The 21,322-nt window shown below is 65.6% G+C and carries 18 protein-coding genes; 12 read left to right on the top strand and 6 right to left on the bottom strand.

Going from position 1 to position 21,322, the window contains the following annotated elements; translation table 11 throughout:
• The first annotated feature begins 19 nt into the window (after positions 1 to 19).
• From cyoA to BUA54_RS00395, 10 genes are all read left to right on the top strand, one after another.
• Positions 20 to 1,159 carry a ubiquinol oxidase subunit II gene (gene cyoA, locus BUA54_RS00440; protein ID WP_245810528.1) on the top strand — a complete coding sequence of 380 codons (1,140 nt, stop codon included), beginning with the start codon at positions 20 to 22 and terminating at the stop codon, positions 1,157 to 1,159.
• Positions 1,160 to 1,170: 11 nt separating this feature from the next.
• On the top strand, positions 1,171 to 3,180 hold the full coding sequence (gene cyoB / locus BUA54_RS00435) for a cytochrome o ubiquinol oxidase subunit I (protein ID WP_072855248.1): 2,010 nt from the start codon (positions 1,171 to 1,173) through the stop codon (positions 3,178 to 3,180).
• Between the two features lie 3 nt (positions 3,181 to 3,183).
• On the top strand, positions 3,184 to 3,804 hold the full coding sequence (cyoC, locus tag BUA54_RS00430) for a cytochrome o ubiquinol oxidase subunit III (protein WP_072855247.1): 621 nt from the start codon (positions 3,184 to 3,186) through the stop codon (positions 3,802 to 3,804).
• On the top strand, positions 3,804 to 4,154 hold the full coding sequence (gene cyoD / locus BUA54_RS00425) for a cytochrome o ubiquinol oxidase subunit IV (protein ID WP_072855246.1): 351 nt from the start codon (positions 3,804 to 3,806) through the stop codon (positions 4,152 to 4,154). Before cyoC ends, cyoD begins: the two co-directional genes overlap by 1 nt.
• Positions 4,155 to 4,164: 10 nt before the next feature.
• Positions 4,165 to 4,905 carry an SURF1 family protein gene (locus tag BUA54_RS00420; RefSeq protein ID WP_072855245.1) on the top strand — a complete coding sequence of 247 codons (741 nt, stop codon included), beginning with the start codon at positions 4,165 to 4,167 and terminating at the stop codon, positions 4,903 to 4,905.
• The gene (locus BUA54_RS00415; protein WP_218588257.1) at positions 4,902 to 6,236 is read left to right on the top strand and encodes an ATP-binding protein; all 1,335 of its coding nucleotides are present in this window, start codon (positions 4,902 to 4,904) and stop codon (positions 6,234 to 6,236) included. Before BUA54_RS00420 ends, BUA54_RS00415 begins: the two co-directional genes overlap by 4 nt.
• Positions 6,199 to 6,732 (top strand): response regulator transcription factor, encoded by a 534-nt coding sequence (locus BUA54_RS00410; RefSeq protein ID WP_072855244.1) that lies wholly within the window; start codon positions 6,199 to 6,201, stop codon positions 6,730 to 6,732. The genes BUA54_RS00415 and BUA54_RS00410 overlap by 38 nt, the downstream gene beginning before the upstream one ends.
• 98 nt (positions 6,733 to 6,830) lie before the next feature.
• Positions 6,831 to 7,985 carry a lytic murein transglycosylase gene (locus tag BUA54_RS00405; RefSeq protein WP_072855243.1) on the top strand — a complete coding sequence of 385 codons (1,155 nt, stop codon included), beginning with the start codon at positions 6,831 to 6,833 and terminating at the stop codon, positions 7,983 to 7,985.
• Between the two features lie 269 nt (positions 7,986 to 8,254).
• Positions 8,255 to 9,478, top strand: a complete 1,224-nt coding sequence (locus BUA54_RS00400; RefSeq protein ID WP_084113974.1) for an efflux RND transporter periplasmic adaptor subunit — start codon at positions 8,255 to 8,257, stop codon at positions 9,476 to 9,478.
• Between the two features lie 98 nt (positions 9,479 to 9,576).
• Positions 9,577 to 12,687 (top strand): efflux RND transporter permease subunit, encoded by a 3,111-nt coding sequence (locus tag BUA54_RS00395; protein WP_072855242.1) that lies wholly within the window; start codon positions 9,577 to 9,579, stop codon positions 12,685 to 12,687.
• A gap of 19 nt (positions 12,688 to 12,706) precedes the next feature.
• Here BUA54_RS00395 and BUA54_RS00390 read toward each other — a convergent pair whose 3' ends face one another.
• The 5 genes from BUA54_RS00390 to BUA54_RS00370 all read right to left on the bottom strand — a co-directional run bounded on the left by BUA54_RS00390 (position 12,707) and on the right by BUA54_RS00370 (position 18,674).
• On the bottom strand, positions 12,707 to 13,066 hold the full coding sequence (locus BUA54_RS00390; protein WP_072855241.1) for a DUF1850 domain-containing protein: 360 nt from the start codon (positions 13,064 to 13,066) through the stop codon (positions 12,707 to 12,709).
• On the bottom strand, positions 13,063 to 15,135 hold the full coding sequence (locus BUA54_RS00385) for a TRAP transporter permease (protein WP_072855240.1): 2,073 nt from the start codon (positions 15,133 to 15,135) through the stop codon (positions 13,063 to 13,065). The genes BUA54_RS00390 and BUA54_RS00385 overlap by 4 nt, the downstream gene beginning before the upstream one ends.
• 78 nt (positions 15,136 to 15,213) lie before the next feature.
• Positions 15,214 to 16,170, bottom strand: coding sequence for a TAXI family TRAP transporter solute-binding subunit (locus tag BUA54_RS00380; RefSeq protein ID WP_072855239.1), 957 nt, complete (start codon positions 16,168 to 16,170; stop codon positions 15,214 to 15,216).
• Positions 16,171 to 16,423: 253 nt separating this feature from the next.
• Entirely contained in the window at positions 16,424 to 17,446 is a 1,023-nt protein-coding gene (locus BUA54_RS00375) for an aspartate-semialdehyde dehydrogenase (RefSeq protein WP_072855238.1), read from the bottom strand.
• A gap of 61 nt (positions 17,447 to 17,507) precedes the next feature.
• Positions 17,508 to 18,674, bottom strand: a complete 1,167-nt coding sequence (locus tag BUA54_RS00370; RefSeq protein WP_072855237.1) for an MFS transporter — start codon at positions 18,672 to 18,674, stop codon at positions 17,508 to 17,510.
• 177 nt (positions 18,675 to 18,851) lie between these two features.
• Between BUA54_RS00370 and BUA54_RS00365 the strand changes: the two genes are divergently transcribed.
• Together BUA54_RS00365 and BUA54_RS00360 are read left to right on the top strand one after the other, a co-directional pair.
• Positions 18,852 to 20,075: a Coenzyme F420 hydrogenase/dehydrogenase, beta subunit C-terminal domain gene (locus BUA54_RS00365; protein ID WP_072855236.1), complete on the top strand. Its 1,224-nt coding sequence runs from the start codon at positions 18,852 to 18,854 to the stop codon at positions 20,073 to 20,075.
• A 25-nt stretch (positions 20,076 to 20,100) separates the two neighbouring features.
• On the top strand, positions 20,101 to 20,436 hold the full coding sequence (locus BUA54_RS00360; protein WP_072855235.1) for a DUF3140 domain-containing protein: 336 nt from the start codon (positions 20,101 to 20,103) through the stop codon (positions 20,434 to 20,436).
• Between the two features lie 27 nt (positions 20,437 to 20,463).
• Here BUA54_RS00360 and BUA54_RS00355 read toward each other — a convergent pair whose 3' ends face one another.
• Positions 20,464 to 21,321 carry a D-amino-acid transaminase gene (locus BUA54_RS00355; RefSeq protein WP_072855234.1) on the bottom strand — a complete coding sequence of 286 codons (858 nt, stop codon included), beginning with the start codon at positions 21,319 to 21,321 and terminating at the stop codon, positions 20,464 to 20,466.
• Position 21,322: the final 1 nt, after the last annotated feature.

Raw genomic sequence — 21,322 nt, 5'->3', positions numbered from 1 at the left:
CCAACAGACTGGAAATACCTTGAAACGTCTACGTCTTGCAGCATTGTCCCTGTCCCTTGCCGCGATGGCGGCCTGCAAGCCCGTGGTGCTGGCGCCCGCCGGCGACGTGGCAGCACGGCAGCGGGACATCCTCGTACACTCGACCTACCTGATGCTGCTGATCATCGTGCCGGTGCTGCTGCTGATCGCCTTCTTCGCCTTTCGCTACCGCGCGTCCAATACGGACGCGACCTATGACCCGGAGTGGAGCCATTCGACACGGCTGGAGCTGGTGATCTGGGCGGCGCCGCTGCTGATCGTGATCTGTCTCGGCGGCCTGACGTGGGTCGGCACGCACCTGCTGGACCCTTACCGGCCGCTCGACCGTATCTCTGCCGGCAATGCCATCGGCCCTGATGCCACCCCGCTGGAGGTCGAGGTCGTGGCGCTCGACTGGAAGTGGATGTTCATCTATCCGCAATACGGCATCGCCACGGTGAACGAACTCGCCATGCCGGTGGACCGACCCGTCGCCTTCAAGCTGACATCCGACAGCGTGATGAACGCCTTCTACATCCCGACCATGGCCGGCATGATCTACACCATGCCCGGCATGCAGACGGCGCTGCATGGCGTCATCAATGCCGAGGGCGTCTACGACGGCTTTTCGTCCAACTATTCCGGAGCCGGCTTTTCCGGCATGCGGTTCAAGGTCCATGCCACCGACGAGGCCACATTCGAGGACTGGATCGCCAAGGCGAAGGAATCCCCGGACACGCTGGATGCCGAAAGCTACCTGACGCTGACGGAACCGTCCGAAAACGTGCCACCCGCCTATTTCGGCAATGTGTCCGGCGTTCTGTTCCACGACATTGTCAACATGTGCGTCAGGCAAGGCACGACCTGCATGGACGAGATCATGATGCAGGACGCCCGCACCGCCGCGGCCGAGCCGATGGACCACGGCACCGGTCACGACATGCCCGGCATGACCATGGACGAGGACAAGCCCGTCGCGGGCACCGGCGGCACGCCCGAGACGGCGACCGAGAACGCGGCCACGACACCAATCGACACCGAGGCACCGGCGCCCGCGACGGACGGCCTGCGCGGGCACGGGCTGTCCCGCGAACTGACCCCCTTCTTCGGCAAGACCGCCGCCCCCCAAGATACCCTCTGAACGGAACGACCATGACATTGCCAGCGCAAGACACCGCCACCAGCGTCCTGTTCGGACGCCTGTCCTGGGACTCGTTTCCGTTCCACGAGCCTATCGTGCTCGTCACATTCATCGTCGTGATGCTGGGGGGCGCGGCCCTGCTGGCCGCAATCACCTGGTTCCGTCTTTGGGGCTACCTCTGGACCGAATGGTTCACTTCCGTCGATCACAAGAAGATCGGCATCATGTACATGATCCTTGGCATCGTCATGCTGCTGCGGGGCTTTTCCGACGCGATCATGATGCGCCTGCAGCAGGCGATGGCCTTCGGCGGATCGGAAGGATACCTGAACGCCCACCACTACGACCAGATCTTTACCGCGCACGGCGTCATCATGATCTTCTTCGTAGCGATGCCCTTCATCACCGGTTTGATGAACTACATCGTGCCGCTGCAGATCGGCGCGCGCGACGTGTCCTTTCCGTTCCTCAACAACTTCTCGTTCTGGATGACTGCCGGCGGGGCCGTCATCATCATGATGTCGCTGTTCATCGGCGAATTCTCGACCGCGGGCTGGCTGGCGATGCCGCCCCTGTCGGGCCCGGCCAGCAGTCCCGGCGTTGGGGTGGATTACTACATCTGGGGCCTGCAGATCGCGGGCGTCGGCACGACGCTGTCGGGGATCAACCTTCTGGTCACCATCATCAAGATGCGCGCGCCGGGCATGAGCATGATGAGGATGCCGATCTTCACCTGGACGGCGCTGTGCACCAACGTGCTGATCGTCGCCTCCTTCCCCGTCCTCACCGCCGTGCTGGTCCTGATGACGCTGGACCGCTACATCGGCACGCACTTCTTCACGAACGATGCGGGCGGCAACCCGATGATGTACGTGAACCTGATCTGGATTTGGGGCCACCCGGAAGTCTACATCCTCATCCTGCCCTGCTTCGGCATCTTCTCGGAAATCACCTCGGCCTTCTCGGGCAAGCGGCTGTTCGGATATACCTCGATGGTCTATGCGACCGTGACGATCACGATCCTGTCCTACCTCGTCTGGCTCCACCACTTCTTCACCATGGGGTCCGGGGCCAGCGTGAACTCCTTCTTCGGCATCACGACGATGATCATCTCGATCCCGACGGGGGCCAAGCTCTTTAACTGGCTGTTCACCATGTACCACGGTCGCATCCGGTTTGAGCTGCCGATGATGTGGACCCTCGCCTTCATGATTACCTTCACCGTAGGCGGCATGACGGGGGTGCTGCTGGCCGTGCCGCCTGCCGACTTCGTGCTGCACAACTCGCTGTTCCTGATCGCGCACTTCCACAATGTCATCATCGGCGGCGTCGTCTTTGGCGCCTTCGCCGGCATGACCTTCTGGTTCCCTAAAGCTTTCGGCTTCTCGCTGAACGAGTTCTGGGGCAAGATTTCCTTCTGGTTCTGGGTCACCGGCTACTGGTGTGCGTTCACGCCGCTTTATGTGCTGGGCCTGATGGGCGTCACGCGCCGTACGCGTGTCTTCGACGACCCCAGCCTGCAGATCTGGTTCCTGATCGCGGCCTTCGGGGCGGCCCTGATCGCCGTCGGCATCGCGGCCTTCCTGATCCAGATCGCCGTGTCGATCCGCGACCGCGCGCAGAACCGCGACCTGACGGGCGACCCGTGGCAGGGGAGGACGCTGGAATGGGCGACCTCCTCACCGCCGCCGGACTACAACTTCGCATTCACGCCGATCGTGCACGACATCGACGCATGGCATGACATGAAGGTGCATGGCTACGAACGGCCCGCTGCCGACTTCAAAGCGATCCACATGCCGCGCAATACCGGGGCCGGCGTCATCATCGCGGCGCTGTCCGTGGCCTGCGGGTTCGGCCTGATCTGGTACATCTGGTGGCTCGCGGCGCTTGGTTTCGTCGGTATCCTTGCCACGGCGATCGCGCATACCTTCAATACGGACCGCGATTTCCACATTCCGGCCAAGACCGTGGCCCAGACCGAAGCCGCGCGCACGCAGCTTCTGACGCGCGGGGCCTGAGCGATGAGCAGCACCACCATGACCGACGACGTCCGCAGCTTTCACGCCGACGAAGAGCCGCACCATCCCGAAGGCCACAGCACCATGCTGGGCTTCTGGATCTACCTGATGAGCGACTGCCTGATCTTTGCGGTGCTCTTCGCGGTCTACGCGGTCCTCGGTCGCAGCTATGCCGGCGGTCCGGGGCCCAGAGAGCTCTTCGACCTCAGCCTCGTCGCGGTGAACACCTCGATGCTGCTGCTGTCGTCGATCACCTATGGTTTCGCGATGCTGGAGATGGCCCGCGACCGGGTGAAACCGATGGTCGTCTGGCTGATCATCACCGGCCTCTTCGGCGCGGTCTTCCTCGGGATTGAGATCTACGAGTTCAATCATCTGATCCATGAAGGCGCCGGGCCGCAGAGCTCTGCCTTCCTGTCGTCCTTCTTCGCCCTGGTCGGCACCCACGGGCTGCACGTCACCTTCGGCATCCTGTGGCTGATCACCCTGCTGGTGCAGGTTGGCCGCTTCGGCCTGACCGACTTCAACAAGCGCCGGCTGATGTGCCTCAGCCTGTTCTGGCACTTTCTGGACGTCATCTGGATCGGCGTCTTCACCTTCGTCTACCTGATGGGACTGATCTGATGAGCAGCCATGACACGCACGACCACGCCGCGCACGACCACGGCACTATTCGGTCCTACGTTACGGGTTTCGTTCTGGCCGTCATCCTGACGGTCATCCCATTCTACGTGGTGATGACAGGCGGGTTGCCCAGCCGCGACCTGACGGTCTTCGTCGTGCTGGCGACCGCCACCGTGCAGATCGTCGTGCACATGTATTATTTCCTGCACATGAAGCCGGGGACCGAAGGCGGTTGGTCGATGATTTCGCTGATCTTCACGCTGATCATTCTCGGCATCATGCTGGCGGGGTCTGTCTGGGTCATGTACCACCTGAACGCCAACATGATGCCGATGCAGCCGGACATGTAAGGCGTCTGCGATGTCTTCCGACGTCACCCGCCGGTCGCGGACAGGCTTCTGGCTGATCATCGGGCTGGGGGTGATGCTGATCGGGCTGTTCTGCGCCCTCGGCATCTGGCAGGTCGAGCGTCTGGCGTGGAAGCGCGACCTGATCGCCACCGTCGACGCGCGGCTGGCCGCCCCAGCCGTGCCCGCCCCCGGGTCCGGGGACTGGGCCCGGATCAGCCGGACCGATGACCGCTACCGCAAGGTCACCGTGACGGGCCAGTTTCGCCACGCGGACGAGGTGCTGGTGAAGGCGGTCACCGAATTGGGCGGCGGGTTCTGGGTGATGACGCCGCTGGAGACACAGGATGGCACGTGGCTGGTCAACCGCGGCTTCGTCCCCGCCGATCGGCGCGACCCCGAAACCCGCAGCGACGGTCAGGTCGCAGGCACCCTCACCGTTACCGGCCTGATGCGGATGACCGAACCCGGTGGTGCCTTTCTGCGCGCCAATGCACCGGCCGAGGGGCGCTGGTATTCCCGCGACGTCGCGGCCATCGCGCAGGCGATCGGCACGCCACTGGCGCCCGTCTTCATCGACGCCGACGCGACACCCAACCCCGGCGGCCTGCCGGTGGGCGGCCTGACCGTCGTCGCCTTCCGCAACAGCCATCTGTCCTACGCGCTGACATGGTTCGCCCTTTCCCTCGGCACTGTCGTCGGTCTTGTCATCCTGATCCGGCAAGATCGCGCAGCCGGCAGGACCACGTCGTGAACCTGTCACCCGCCGCGATGTTTCGCAAAAGATCCACCCGCGCGGTCGAGGCCGATCTGCAGAACCAGCATCTGCTGATCCAGCTGCGCTGGATCGCAATGGGCGGTCAGGTGGCGACGATTGCCTTCGTCGCGACGGCCATGCAGGTCGATCTGCCGCTTGTGTGGATGGCCGCGACGCTCACTGCGCTTCTGGTCCTGAACCTTGTCAGCCTCGCCGCCCTGCGGCGCGGGCGGGTTCCGGGTGCCGCATGGCCCCTGATGATCGACGCCGTCTTGCTGACCGTGCAGCTGGGCCTGTCGGGCGGGGCGACCAACCCGTTCACGGCGCTTTACCTGTTGCAGATCACCCTCGCCGCGGTGCTGCTGCGGCCGCGCGACTGCTGGATCTTCATCGGCCTGACCGCGGTGCTGGCGGGGGCGCTGACGCTCCTTTACCTGCCGCTGCAATTGCCCGGCGAAGAAACCATCTTTCCGATCTACCTGATTGGCATGCTGGTGGCACTGGTGATCGATGCCGTGCTGATCGCGGCCTTCGTCACGCGGATTAACCGCAACCTGCGGGACCGCGACGCGCGACTGGCCGACATGCGCCAGCAGGCGGCAGAAGAGGATCACATCGTCCGGATGGGCCTGCTTGCCTCGGGCGCCGCCCATGAGCTTGGCACGCCGCTGGCGCTGATCTCTGTCATCCTCAGCGATTGGCGCACCCTGATGGCGACGCGCGACGACACCGACCTGCAGCACGACGTCGCGCAGATGCAAAAGGCGCTGGATCGCTGCAAGGGCATCGTCGGAGAGATCCTGCGATCCTCTGGAGAGACGCGTGGCATCGCTCCCGGCCGGTCCAGCGTGAACGCCTTCCTTGACGATCTGGTCGCGGAGTGGACCGAGAGCCGCCAGACCGAGGCGCTGCAATTCTACAACCGCATCGACGACGATCTGCCGATCCTGACCGATCCGTCGATCAAGCAACTGGTGACGGCCGTGCTGGACAATGCGCTGGAGGCCTCGCCCGACCGCATCTACCTGACCGCGATGCAGCGGGACGACGCGCTGGTGCTGCGGATCGACGACCGCGGTCCCGGCTTCGACGCAGGCGTCCTCGCGAAATTCGGCAAGCCCTATAACTCCACCAAGCCCGGAGAGGCCAAGGGCGTCGGCTTGTTTCTGGTCGTGAACGCGATACATAAACTGGGTGGAGAGGTGAAGGCGGTGAACCATCCGGCGGGCGGCGCCTCTGTGACCATGAAACTGCCATTGGCCCGCCTGGCCGTAGCCCAAGGTGCAGCCGATGACGCCAGACGCGCGAATCCTGATCGTCGAGGATGACGACGATCTTGCCCTTACCCTGCAACGCTCCCTCACGCGGCGCGGGTTCGACGTAGCGCGGGTGGCCTCTGCCGATGCGCTGCGACAGCACCTTGCGATCGAAATTCCGACCCATGCCGTCGTCGACCTGAAGCTATCGGGCGAATCCGGGCTGGTCTGCGTCGATCTGCTGCACGACCACGACCCCGACATGCGGATCGTCGTGCTGACTGGCTTTGCCAGCATCGCCACGGCGGTAGAGGCGATCAAGCTCGGCGCCTGCAATTACCTGACCAAGCCGTCGAATACCGACGACATCCTTGCGGCCTTCGCCCGCGTCGCGGGGGATGCAGAGGTGCAGCCGACGCACCGGCCGACCTCGATCAAGACACTGGAATGGGAAACGATCCACCAGATGCTTGTGGCGACGGATTTCAACATCTCGGAAACAGCGCGTCGGCTGGGGATGCACCGCCGCACGCTGGCGCGCAAACTGGAAAAGCGGCAGGTTCAGTAGCGCCAACAATCCGCCGCACCCCGGCTCGTCCGCTTGCGGCTGCAGGCGGTTCCGCTAGGGTATCCGCAACACAATAATCACAAAGACGGGCCCACGGCATGCAGGCGACACGACGGACATTCACACTCGGGGCCGCGATGGCCGTTCTGACCGCCTGCGGCGGACGCTCGACCGGCGGCGGGGTCGCCAGCCTTGCCGCCCGGGCGCCGGATCCGGTCATGGTCGCCGTTCCCGATGCCGGGTGGGACGCCTGGGTCGCGGCATTCAAGGGCCGGGCGGCGGGGCAAGGCATATCGCAGGCCACCTTGTCGTCCTCTTTCGCCCGCGCCGGTTTCCTGCCCGAGGTGATCGAAAAGGACCGCAACCAGACCGAATTTAGCCGTACGCTCGAGGAATACCTTGCCATCGCCGCATCGGACGAGCGAGTGGCGAAGGGGCGTGCGAACTATGCCCGCTACCGCGACGTGCTGGCCCAGATCGAAGCGGGCTATGGCGTGGAAGCCAACGTCGTCACCGCCATCTGGGGTCTGGAAAGCATGTACGGCGAGCGCCGGGGCAACGTGCCCGTCGTCTCGGCCCTGTCGACTCTCGGGTACGAAGGGCGGCGCGGTGCCTTCTTCGAGGATCAGCTGGTCGCGGCCCTGCGCATACTCCAAAATGGCGACACGACGCCCGACAACATGACCGGCAGCTGGGCCGGTGCGATGGGTCATACCCAGTTCATCCCGACCTCCTACCTTGGCTATGCCGTCGATTTCACCGGCGACGGCCGCCGCGACATCTGGTCCGACGATCCGACCGACGCGCTGGCCAGCACCGCGTCCTACCTTGCCCGTTCGGGCTGGAAGAAGGGTCAGGCCTGGGGTGGCGAGGACGGATCACCCGGGGCTGCCTTCGGCACGCGCCGCATCCAGCCGCAGCCGGGCGGACCAGTCTTCGTCGTCGGGCCGAACTTCAGCGCGATCAAGCGCTACAACAATTCCGACAGCTACGCGATCGGCGTCGGGCATCTGGCCGACCGGATCGCCGGCGCCGGTCCGATCCGCGGCGGCTTCCCCCCCGACCGCTACGGGATGACGGCCGACCAGCGAGAGCAGTTGCAAATCCGCCTGACCGCCGCCGGCTACGACACCGGCGGCACCGACGGCGTGCTGGGAGGCAAGTCCCGCGCCGCGATTGCGGCCTACCAGCAGAGCGTCGGCCTGCCTGCGACGGGCGAACCGTCCCTGGACCTGCTGCGCCGGTTGAGCTGACCGCGCGACAGGCGACGATTGGAAAGCCCGCGCCGACGTCCCCCTGCCGCATCCCGTGCTGTTTGACCTGTCAGGTCTCGGCACCGGCGCGACAGGACAGGAATGCACATGCCATGTGCGTCCAGCGCGCTGGCACGGCGCCGCTTTTCACGGCAGAGAGTCGCGAGTTGCCGGGAATCGGCACGTTTCGCGCGCCCTGTTCTGTTGCTTTCGCAGACGGCTGACTTAACCTGTGTCAACCGCCGCCCCATCGAGTTAGGTTAGATCTCATGCCACACCGTCCTGTCCGCAGCCTCCTGATCCTGGTGGCGGCCGCGCTGACGGGCCTTCCGCAGCCGGCTTCCGCGCAGCAGGGTCAGGGCGACCGCCCCCCTGCCGCCGTGACCGTCGTGACCCTGCAGCCCCGATCCGTCACCCTAACGACGACCTTGCCGGGCCGCGTCGCCGCATCTGCCATGGCAGAGGTGCGGCCGCAGGTGGCCGGGATCATCACAGAGGAACTTTTCACCGAAGGTGCGCCCGTTTCCGCGGGCGACCCGCTCTTCCAGATTGACCCGGCCAGCTATGATGCCGCCGTGGCGCAGGCCGATGCGGCCGTGGCACAGGCGCAGGCGCAGCTGAACGCCGCCCTGAAATCCGCGGCGCGTGTCGACGAGCTGGCATCGCGCAACGTTGCCAGCGACGCCACCAAGGACGATGCGGACGCCGCCCGCGCCAGCGCAGAGGCCAACCTGCAGGCGGCACAGGCGCAGCGCGACGCGGCCCAGATCGAGCGTGACCGCACCACGATCCGCGCCCGGCTTTCGGGCGAGATCGGCATTTCGCAGACCAGCCCCGGCGCGCTGGTCACCGCCAGTCAGGCCGATCCGCTTGCCGTGATCCGCAACATTGATCCGGTGAATGTCGACGTGACCCAATCCGCCGCCGCCCTCCTTGAATTCCGGCGCAACACCGCCGGCCGGGAAGAGGACTATCGCGATCCGACTGTCGTGCTGACATTGGCGGACGGCAGCACCTTCGACCAGACTGGCAGCCTGAAAGCGGCGGAACCCAGCGTCGACGAACAGACCGGCGTCGTCGTCCTGAGGATGCAGTTCGCCAACCCCGACAAGCTGTTGCTACCGGGCATGTACGTGCAGGTCGAACTACCCACGCGCACCATCGACGACGTCTTCGTCGTCCCGCAAGAGGCCGTTACCCGTGACCAGCGCGGCACGGCGACGGTACTGGTCGTCGGCCCCGACAACGTGGTGGCATCGAAAACGCTCAACATCGTGACCGATCAGGGCGCCGACTGGATCGTTGACGACGGTCTGGCCGCCGGCGACCGCGTCATCGTGGCCGGCCTGCAGAAGACCGCTGCCGGCGCGACCGTCACCCCGCAGGAACGCGGTGCCGCAGCCGAAGGCACCGCTCCGGCGGCAGAGGGCGCAGCCCCGGCGACCGAAGCCGAGGCTTCCGCGGCCGAGGGCGAGGCCCCTGCCGCCGACTGATACGAACGCGCCGTCGGGACACGGACCCGGGCGGCGCGCCACACCCTGACCGCTGCCGGCGCCGCCGGTCCGGATGCTTCTGTTTCGAAAGTAATTTCATGGCCCGCTTCTTCATCGACCGACCGATCTTCGCATGGGTCATAGCGCTGTTCATCTCGAGCCTCGGCATCCTGTCGATCCTGCAACTTCCGATTTCGCAGTATCCGCAGATCGCCTCGCCTTCGGTCTCGATCAACGCGGCCTACCCCGGCGCATCCGCCGACACCGTTGCCAACACCGTCACGCAGGTCATCGAACAGCAGATGACCGGCCTTGACGGGCTGCGCTACTTCTCGTCCAGCTCGACCTCCTCCGGCGGGGCCAGTATCACCCTGACGTTCGAAACGGGAACCGACCCGGACATCGCGCAGGTGCAGGTCCAGAACAAGCTGTCGCAGGCCACCGCGCTGTTGCCCGAAGCCGTGCAGCGGCAAGGCGTCACGGTGCAGAAATCCTCCTCCGGGTTCCTGATGGTGGTGGGCCTCATTTCAGAAGACGGCAGCTACAACGCCACCGACCTTTCCGACTATCTGGCGACCAACGTCGTCAACGATATCAGCCGCGTGGACGGCGTGGGATCGGTGCAGGTCTTCGGCGCCCAATACGCCATGCGGATCTGGCTGGACCCGGCCAAGCTCGCGGCCTTCAACCTGACGCCCTCGGACATCGTCGCCGCGGTGTCCGAGGAGAACGCCCAGATTTCCGCCGGCGCCTTCGGCAGCCGCCCTGCCATCGACGGCCAGCAACTGAATGCGACGATCACCGCGCAGTCTCTTCTCCGCACGCCGGAGGATTTCGAGCAGATCGTCATTCGGGCCGAAACCGACGGCGGCCTCGTCCTGCTGGACGACGTCGCCCGGGTCGAGATCGGGGCCGAAAACTATGCCACCATCTCGCGCTACAACCGGTCCAACTCCACCGGCATGGCGATCTCCCTGGCGCCGGGGGCCAATGCCCTCGACGCCGCCGACGCGGTGAAGACCCGGCTGGAGGAATTGGCTGCCTTCTTTCCGGAGGGCGTGACCTACGTCATTCCCTACGACACCACCCCCTTCGTTCTGATCTCGATCGAGGAGGTCGTGAAGACGCTGGTCGAGGCCGTCGTGCTCGTCTTCCTCGTCATGCTGCTGTTCCTGCAGAACTTCCGCGCGACGATCATCCCGACGCTGGTTGTGCCCGTAGTGCTGCTGGGCACCTTCGGCATCCTCGCGGCGTTCGGCTTCTCGATCAACTCGTTGACCATGCTGGCGATGGTGCTGGCGATCGGCTTGCTGGTCGACGATGCCATCGTGGTCGTGGAAAACGTCGAACGCATCATGGAACAGGAGGGCGTCAGCCCGATGGAGGCGACGCGCCGGTCGATGGACGAGATCACCGGAGCGCTGATCGGCATCGCCGTGGTGCTGACGGCGGTCTTCATCCCGATGGCCTTCTTCCCCGGGTCCACCGGGGTCATCTACAAGCAGTTCTCGATCACCATCGTGTCCGCCATGGTGCTGTCGGTCGTCATGGCCCTGACCCTGACACCGGCGCTCTGCGCCACGATGCTGAAGCCCAAGAAAGAGGGCAAGCGTCGCGGGCCCTTCGGCTGGTTCAACGCCGGTTTCGGCGCCCTGTTGTCAGGCTACGCGTCAAGCATCGGCTGGATCGTGCGGCGACCGTTTCGGGTCGGCATCTTTTATATCGCAATCATCGCTGCAACCGCATTCCTCTTCCTCCGCACGCCGGGCGGCTTTCTGCCGGAAGAGGATCAGGGCATCCTCTTTACCCTGATCCAGACCCCCACGGGCGCCACGGCAGAGCGGACGCTTGCCGTGCTGGAACAGGTCGAGGACTACTTCCTCGAACAGGAAAGCGAAATCGTCGAATCTACTTTCGGCGTCGTGGGCTTCAGCTTTGGCGGCCAGGGACAGAACCAGGCGCTGGCCTTCGTCCGGCTGAAGGACTGGGAAGAGCGGACCGCCCCGAACCAGAGCGTGCAGGCGCTGGCCGGCCGTGCCTTTGGCGCGCTCAGCCAGATACAGGACGCGCAGGTCTTCCCCATCGTGCCGCCCTCGGTCATCGAGCTTGGCAACGCGTCGGGGTTCGACATGTATCTGCAGGCCCGCGGCGGCCAGACCCACGAAGAGCTGCTGGCCGCACGCAACCAGTTCCTCGGCCTTGCTGCGCAAAGCCCGCTGATCGCCTCCGCGCGCCCGAACGGGCTGGAGGATGCGGCCCAGTTCAACCTCGACATCGATTGGCGCAAGGCCGGCGCCATGGGGGTGTCCGCGACGGACGTCGGCACGCTGCTGACGACGGCCTGGGCCGGGCGCTATGTCAACGACTTCATCGACCGGGGCCGGATCAAGCGGGTCTATGTGCAGGGCGAGGCGGATTCGCGGGCCACGCCGTCGGATCTGGACAAATGGCGGGTGCGCAACGAAAGTGGCGGGCTTGTGCCCTTCTCGAACTTTTCGACTGCGGACTGGGTGTTTGGCCCACAGGGCGTAAACCGCTACAACGGTATCCCCGCCATGCAGATCCAAGGCTCTCCCGCCGCGGGGGTCAGCACCGGCGAAGCGATCGCAGAGGTCGAGCGGCTGATCGGCCAGTTGCCCCCCGGCTTTGGCGCAGCCTGGACCGGCCTGTCGCTAGAGGAACAACAAAGTGGCAATCAGGCGCCGCTGCTCTATGCCCTGTCGCTGGCGGCGGTGTTCCTTGCCCTCGCGGCCCTTTACGAAAGCTGGTCGATTCCCTTTGCCGTCATGCTGGCCATGCCGATCGGCGTGCTCGGCACGCTGCTGGCCGCCTATATCGGCGGATTTGAGAACGGCGTCTTCTTTCAGGTCGGCCTGCTGACGGTGATCGGCCTGACCGGCAAGAACGCGATCCTGATCGTCGAATTCGCCCGAGAGCAGATGGAGAGTGGCGCCAAAGTCTTCGATGCGGCGGTCAAGGCGGCGCGCCAGCGCTTCCGCCCGATCATCATGACATCGATGGCCTTCTCGCTTGGCGTCGTGCCGCTGGCGCTGTCGACCGGCGCGGGGTCCGGCGGACGCACCGCCATCGGCGCGGGCGTGCTGGGCGGCACCCTGACCGCAACGATCATCGGCGTGCTTTTCGTGCCGCTGTTTTTCGTCGTGATCGCGCGGCTGACCGGGGCCGGCAAGACGAAGGCCGACAGCTGAAGCCTTGCCCTGCCCGGCCTCAGGTCTGGCAGGGCGCGAGTGTCACCGGCGGTCCCGCCGCGTCCCCCAGCCCCCTGCATTGGCCGTCCGCGCACAGGGTCCACCCGGCACCCGTCGCGCCAGAGGCTGCGAGCGTCAGGCGGGGCACGGTCAGGTGACTTGGCGAAACCCACCAGCCATCCTGCAACACGGCATCCGGCCCCGGCTCCATCCCCGCCCCAGACCCCTTGATCCGCGACCGGTCAAGCCGCAGGCCGTCAGGCAGCACGGTCCAGTCCTCCTCCCATGCGATGTGCTCGATGGAATGGGTCCAGTGCAGGGTAAAGGTGCCGGCGGTCAGGTGCAGCATCATTGCCCCGACCGCCAGGCAGGCGCTCATGCCAAGGCCCGGCGACGCTGGAGCAGTACCGCGCCGACGAAGACGGCGACCAGCGCGAACCCGATCTCGTCCGTCAGCGGCAACGCCGCGATCAGCGTGGCCGCCGCCACGACCGCCAGAATGCGCAGCGGCCAGCCCAGCGGGCGCCCCAGCCAGCCGATGACTGCAGCCCCCCACATGCCGATGCACAGCACGGTTTTGAAGACGATATAGGCAACGGCGGGCCAGTAGCCGATTTCATCCGCCAGCGGTCCGCCCGCCTGCAGCATCAGCGCAGGGGTGTAGACCGCCATGAAGGGAATGACGAAGCCGGCGGCAGCCACCTTGATCGCCTCGATGCTGATCTTCAGGCCGCTTTCCTTTGCGATGGGCGCCGCGGCGAAGCAGGCCAGCGCCACGGGCGGCGTCAGGTCGGCAAGGATGCCGAAGTAGAAGACGAACATGTGGCTGACGATCAGCGGCACCCCCAGCGCCAGCAGCGCGGGCCCGGCGATGGAGGAGGTGATGATGTAGTTCGGGATCGTCGGGATCCCCATGCCCAGCAGGATGCAGGTAAACATCGTCAAAATCAGGCTTAGAAGCAGGCTGTTCTGCCCGACGGCCACGATGAACTGGCCAAAGGTATTGGCCGCCCCGGTCAGGGTCATGGTCCCGATGATGATGCCGACCAGCGCGCAGGCGACACCGACGGGCAGTGCCGTCTTTGCGCCCTCGGCCAGCGAGTCCCGGCACAACCGCAACGTCTCTCGCCCGCCGCGGGTCGCGGCGCACCAGACGATCAGCGCCACCAACGCCGCGATCAGGACGTTGATGCCGAACTGCAGGAAGCCCGCGGCGACAAGGCCGAGGCACAGCCAGAAGATTACCCGCATCGCCCCCGCTGGCAGGTTCAGCACAGCCGATCCGCCAAGGATCAGCAACACCGTCAGCCCCAGCCCGATGGTACCGGCAAAGAGCGGCGTGTACCCGCCGAACAGCAGGTAGACCAGCACACCCAACGGCACCAGCAGCATCCAGTTTTCCCTGATCGCCTTGCGGGCGGAGGGCAGTTCGTCCCGGTTCAGACCGCGCAGCCCGTAGCGCCCCGCCTCCAGATGCACCATCCAAAAGGCGGAGGCGAAGTAGAGGATCGCCGGGATCAGCGCAGCCTTCACGACCTCGACGTAAGGCACGTCCAGCGTCTCGGCCATGATGAAGGCGACGGCCCCCATCACCGGCGGCATGATCTGCCCGCCCATCGACGCAGTGGATTCGACGCCACCCGCGAATGCGGCGCGGTAGCCGAACTTCTTCATCAGCGGGATGGTGAACTGCCCCGTGGTCACGACGTTCGCCACGCCGGACCCGGAAATGGTGCCCATCAGGCCGGAAGAGACGACGGCGACCTTGGCCGCGCCACCCTGCCGGTGGCCGAAAAGTCCCATGGCAACATCGGTGAACAGTCGGATCATCCCCGCCCGTTCGAGGAACGAACCGAACAGGATGAAGAGAAAGATGTAAGTGCTTGAGACGTATGTGGGAATGCCGTAAATGCCTTCGGTCCCGAAGGCCATGTGATCGATGACCTGACTGAAGCTGTAGCCGCGGTGGTTCAGCGGCGATGGCAGGTATTCCCCGAACAGGCAGTAGGCCAGGAACATGCCCGCGATCAGCGGCAGCGCGAAGCCCATCATCGTCCAGGCAGCGGCGAAGACCACCACAAGTGCCACGACACCGACGACGATGTCCTGCGTCAGCGGCCGCCCCGCCCGCATGATGAGCGGCTGGTATTCCCACCACTGGTAAAGCGCCACGCCGACCCCGGCCAGTGCGAAGGCCCAGGCGAGAGTCTTGAACGGAACGGACAGATTGCGCCCGTAGGCGACCAGCGGGAACGCAAGAAGTGTCAGGAAACCGACATGCACCGCCCGGGTGATCTGGCTTGCCATGTCGACGATGTGGGCCGCGGTGACGATCTGAAAGATCGAGAAGGCCACGGCGATCCAGAACAGGAAACGCCCCATGGCGTCATCACCGAAGGCGACCTCGTGGCCCTCCTGCGGCTCCGGTGGAGTGAGGGTATCGGACATCGACACAGCTTTCATGAAGGGAAGAAACGGCAACGGGGCGCGCCGTGACGGCACGCCCCTTTCCCACGGGTCGGGTGCTTACTTGATGATGCCCTGCTCGCGGTAGTAACGCTCGGCGCCCGGGTGCAGCGGGATCGGCATGCCTTCCAGCGCGTTCGCGATGTCGATCTGGCTGGCGGCCTGATGCGAGGCGACCAGCGTATCGAGGTTCTCGAACAGCTGCTTGGTCATCTGGTAGGCGATCTCGTCGCTGACCGCATCGCTGGTGACGAGGAAGTTCGACACGGCGACGGTCGGCACGTCTTCGGTCTGGCCATCGTAGGTGTTGGCCGGGATCGTGGCCGCGATGTAGGGCGCGCCGAGGGTTTCGGCGACGGTCTCCGGCACCGCGACGACGGTGATCGGCTGCGACGACGCAAGGTCGCGGATCGAGGCGACGCCAAGGCCCGCCGACTGCAGCGTGGCATCCAGCTGGCGGTTCTTGATCAGCTCGACGGATTCCGCGAAGGGCAGGTATTCGACCTTGCCCAGATCGTCATAGCTCATGTCCATCGCGCCAAAGATCGCGCGGGCGTTCAGTTCCGTGCCGGAGGCCGGTGCGCCGACCGACAGGCTCTTGCCGGCAAGGCCCGCGAAATCGGCGATGCCGCTGTCGGCGCTGGCGACGATCTGGATGTAGTTCGGATAGATCGCGGCGATGCCGCGCAGCTTGTCGAGCTTCTGCGGAAAACCCGCTTCCTCGTCGCCGGCCCAGGCCGCGGCGACTGAGTCGCCCAGCGCAAAGCCCAGCTCTCCGCGGCCGTCCTGCAGCAGGTTCAGGTTTTCCACGCTGGCCTTGGTGGACTGCACCTGCGTGCGCACGCCCTCGATCTTCTCGCCGTAAATGTTGGCGAGACCCGCGCCCAGCGGATAATAGACGCCAGACGTGCCGCCGGTCAGCACGTTGATGAAGTCCTGCGCGCTGGCGGCGAGCGGCGCGGCCATCAGCGTGGACGCGACAACGCAGCCCCGTAGGGCTGTTTTCAGAGTGATCATGGTATTCCTCCCAGAAAAGTAGAAGACCCCGAGGGCCATCGGCGCCAGTTTCAGCCAATGCCGCCCCCCATTGCAAGCGCCTGCGGCCGATCCGGCGGATTTATCTGCGGCGATGCGCCATGGATCGGGGGCGAACCGCCCTCCGTGCCTCGTACGTCCGGCATCGGTGACGCGGCTTTCACTGGCCTCGCTCGCCCGAAAGAAAAAAGGCGGACCATTGGTCCGCCTTTTTCGCTAATACTGCAATGGCTTGTCAGCCCTTCTTCAAGCACTCACGGCCTAGCAGCTCGGCGATCTGCACGGCGTTCAGGGCCGCACCCTTGCGCAGGTTATCGGACACGCACCACAGGTTGATGCCGTTCTCGATCGTGCTGTCGTCGCGGATGCGGCTGATGAAGGTGGCGTAGTCGCCGACACATTCGATCGGGGTTACGTAGCCGCCGTCCTCGCGCTTGTCGATCACCATGATGCCTGGGGATTCGCGCAGGATGTCGCGCGCCTCGTCGGCGTCGAGGGGGTTCTCGAACTCGATGTTGATGGACTCGGAATGGCCGACGAAGACCGGCACCCGCACGCAGGTGGCCGTGACCTTGACCTTGGGGTCGAGGATCTTCTTGGTCTCCGCGACCATCTTCCATTCCTCCTTCGTCTCACCGGAGTCGAGGAACACGTCGATATGCGGGATCACATTGAAAGCGATCTGCTTGGTGAACTTCGTGGGCGGCTTGGAATCCGTCGGGTTGTAGATGGATTTCGTCTGGTCCCAAAGCTCGTCCATGCCTTCCTTGCCCGCGCCCGACACCGATTGGTAGGTCGAGACGACGACGCGCTTGATCGTGGCGCGGTCGTGGAGCGGCTTCAGCGCCACCACCATCTGCGCGGTAGAGCAGTTGGGGTTTGCAATGATGTTCTTCTTTGCATAGCCGTGGACGGCCTGGGGGTTCACCTCGGGCACGATCAGCGGCACGTCGGCGTCGTATCGGTAGAGCGAGGAGTTGTCGATCACCACGCAGCCGGCGGCGGCGGCCTTCGGCGCGTATTTCTGGGTCGCCTCGGATCCCACGGCAAACAGCGCCATGTCCCAGCCGGTGAAGTCGAAGGTGTCCAGATCGGTGGTCTTCAGGGTACGGTCGCCAAAGCTGACTTCGGTCCCCAGCGACTTGCGGCTGGCGAGTGCGGCAATCTCATCCACGGGAAACTCGCGTTCCGCCAGGATGTTCAGCATTTCGTGGCCCACGTTGCCCGTGGCGCCGACGACGACGATTCTGTAACCCATCTGTCAGGCTCCTTGTTCAGACCGGGGGGTCTTACGCCCTTGGCCGTCAAAGGGAAAGGGGTCAGTCCGTCCGGTCCTGCGCGCGCAGATAGATCAGCAGCCCTGCGGCCAGCAAGGCGGCGAAGGCGGCAAAGAGCAGCGTGAAGGCCTGCGACGGCGTGGCACCGGCGCGGTAGATCGGACCGGTGGCGTATTGCATGACGCCCACTCCGCCCACCCCGAAGAGGTTCATCAACGTGACCCCCCGCCCGGTCAGGTGCGGCGGAAAGAACGCGCGTGCATGGGCGATGATGAGGCCATAGGCCGCGGCCCCCGCACCCAGCACCGCCAGCAGCGCGGTGCTGCGCACCAGCCCCGCCTCCGGCGCCAGGGCCAGCAGCACCAAGGCGCCAAGCGCCACGGCGTTGCCCGCCACGACCACCCATTTGCGTGTGCCGAACAGACGGTCCATCGGCCCGTAGGCAAAATTCCCGACGATCATCGCCAGCCCCATGACCAGCGTGACGCGGCCGATGGTCAGGGTGTCGGCGCCGTAGATCTCTGCTGCGAAAGGCCCGGCCCAAAGACCGCGCACCCCGGCGGCGGGCGCGTAGTTCACGAACATCATCGCAAAGATCGGCCAGAGCGCCGGGATCCGCAGCAGGTCCAGCACGGACCCGCGCGTGGTGACGGCGAGCCGTTCGGGATCACGCACCAGCACCCCGATGGCCAGCGCCACGGCCAGCGACAGGGCGGCCAGCGCCATGACGCTGGGCCGCCAGCCAAAGGCCGCGACGCTCCACGCCAGCGGCGAGGCGCCGGCAATGTTGCCGAGGCTGCCAAGGCCGATCATCGCCGTCGCCAATGTGGCGAAGATTGCCGGCGGGTACTGGCGCGCGAAGATGTAGTAGCTGGCCATCAGCACCGGCGAACATCCGACGCCCAGCAGCGCCATGGCCCAGATGATCTGCGCCGGCGACTGTGCCAGCGCGAAGACCAGCGCGCCGCCGCCACCGCCAAGGGCGAAGAGAACGGCAGAAGTCCAACGAGGCCCGACACGGTCGAGAGCGGCCCCCACCGGGATCTGCATGGCGGCGAACACGAGGAACCAGACGCTGGACGCGGTGGCCAGATCCTCCGGCGTGGCATTGAGGTCGGCCTTCAGCACCGGCGATAGCACCGGCAGGAAGGCGCGATAGAATTGCGACAGTGCGTAGGAAAGTGTAAGGACGATCAGGCCTTTGGTCATCTGTAAACGCTCCCCTTGCGACGTGGTGGCACGCGGATGCGGAGGGTGCAAGGGGTGGCGCGGTCGCCGGGGCTCTGCCCCGGACCCCGAGGTATTTCCGACGAGAAGAAGGGGGCCGCCGTGCCCTAGGGTGTCAACCGAACTGGACAGGGGGGCGGCGGCGGATAAGGTGGCGGCATGACAGATGCCCCCTCCCTGCCCCGCTTCGCCGATCCCGCGCCGCGGGGCCTCTGCACCGACTGCGGCGTCAGCCGGATGTCGGATCCGGCGGCCTGCGGACGCGCCTGCCAGTTCATCAGGCCGGACTATCCGGGCAGCGAGGTGCGGGTCCACGGTCGTGCGGCGCAGGTGACAGGCGACGAGGGCTTCTTCGGCGTGCATCAGGCAATGTACCGTGCCCGGATGGCGCAGCCCGCCGATGGCGCCCAGTGGACAGGGATCACGACGGGCCTTGCAGCCGACCTGCTGCGCCGGGGCGTCGTGGATGCGGTGCTGGCGATGGTGCCCGATGCGCAGGACCGCTGGGCGCCGCGGCCGGCGATCCTGACCTCGCCCGCGCAGATGGCGCAGGCACGGGGCATGCGGATGGGCTATGCGCCGCTGCTGGCGCTGCTTGAACCGGCGCGGGCGGCGGGGCACCGGCGGATCGCGGTGATCGGCATTCCCTGCCAGATCTACGCCCTTCGCGCGCTGGAGTCGGAATTGGGGTTCGACCGCCTTTACGTCATCGGCACGCCCTGCTCCGACAATACGACGACCGCCAACTTTCACAGCTTTCTCGCCCGGCTGACCGACCGGCCCCAGACGGTCACCTATCTGGAATTCCGCGCCGACTATCACGTCGAACTGCGCTTTGCGGACGGCACGCGGCGTCTGATCCCCTTCCTGCAGCTGCCGCTGTCGGACCTGCCGGGAGATTTTTTTCCGCTGACCTGCCGGACCTGCGTCGACTACACCAACCGTCTGGCGGACATCACTGTGGGCTACATGGCCGGAGAGGGCGACCAGTGGCTGATCGTGCGCAACGCCCGCGGGGCCGAGATGCTGACGTCCCTCGGCAATGCGGTGGTGCTGGAGGCGCCGGGGTCGAAGGGCAAGCGGGCGGGCCCCGTCAAGGGTTTCATCGCCAATACGGCACGTGCCGCCGGTGGCCTGCCGCTGCGGCGCATGCCGGGGTGGCTGCGACCCATCATGGGCTGGCTGATGCCGAAGCTGGGGCCCAAGGGCCTCGAATTCGCGCGGGCACGGGTCGAGATGAAGGCCGCCGAGACGATCCTGCACCTGCGACGCGAGGAACCGGCGAAGATGAAGAACATGGTCCCCGGCCACGTCTGGCGGATCGCGGCCCCCTACGGCCTGACGTCGGCGGCCGGGGAACAAACCGGCGGCGGTGCGCCTTAGCTCCGACACCGATCAGGAGGACGCGATGTCATCGAAATCACACGACGATATTTGGGAAGAGTGGGGCGACCTCGTCAACATGGCGCCCGAGGAACTGGACGACTGGCTTGAGACCGACGAGAGCAAATCCGTCGGCGACAGCGACAGCGGCGAGAGCACCGGCCACAAGTCGGGTCGCCGCATCGTCGAGATCAAGCGCACGAAGAAGGACGATCTGACCGACGGTCAGTGGGATCACATGGCCAAGGTCACGGGCTACATCAAGCGGCATCTGGCGCAGGGCGGCCCCGACGACGACGTAAAGCACTCCGACTGGCGCTACAGCCTGATGAACTGGGGGCACGACCCGCTCAAGGACTAGGTCCGTCCGGGATCGTTCCCCCGCGCCTCAGATCGCGGTCTTGCGGCTCTCGTCCAGATAGATCTCGCGCAGGCGGGCGGCCACCGGGCCGGGCGCACCGCTGCCGATGGCCGCGCCGTCCATTTCGACCACCGGCATCACGAACATGCTGGCCGAGGTGATGAAGGCTTCGTCCGCCGCCTGCGCCTCGGCCACGGTAAAGGGTCGCTCCTCGACGCTCATCTGCGCCTCGCGGGCAAAGCGCAGGACGGCGGCGCGGGTGATGCCGTGCAGGATGTCGTGGCCCAGCTGCCGGGTGACGATGGTGTTGCCCTTGACGATATAGGCATTGTTCGAGGTGCCCTCGGTGATGTGGTCGTCCTCAACCATCCAGGCATCATCGGCACCCGCCGCCTTGGCCATCATCTTGCCCATCGACGGATACAGCAGTTGCACCGTCTTGATGTCGCGCCGCCCCCAGCGCTGGTCGGGGATCGAAATCACCTTCATCCCTGTCTTCGTCAGCGGGCTATCTGCCATGCCGGGCTTGGCTTGCGTGAACAGCACGACAGTCGGCGCCGTGTCCTGCGGCGGATAGGCGAAATCGCGATCGCCCGGATTGCCGCGGGTGATCTGCAGATAAATCATCCCGTCGGTGATCTCGTTCAGCCGCACCAGTTCGCGGTGAACCTCCAGCAGGTCCTCCTTGCTGGACGGGTGCCGCATCTCGAGCTCGTCGAGGCTGCGCTGCAGCCGCACCGCGTGGCCGTCGAAATCGATCAGCTTGCCGTCCAGCACCGAGGTCACCTCGTAGACGCCGTCCGCCATCAGGAACCCGCGATCGAAGACAGAGACCTTGGCCTCGTCCTCCGGCATATACTCGCCATTCAGATAAACGGTGCGCATG

The organism is Loktanella atrilutea, assembly GCF_900128995.1.
GTDB lineage: Bacteria > Pseudomonadota > Alphaproteobacteria > Rhodobacterales > Rhodobacteraceae > Loktanella > Loktanella atrilutea.
This window is presented reverse-complemented; position numbering and strand designations above follow the sequence as displayed.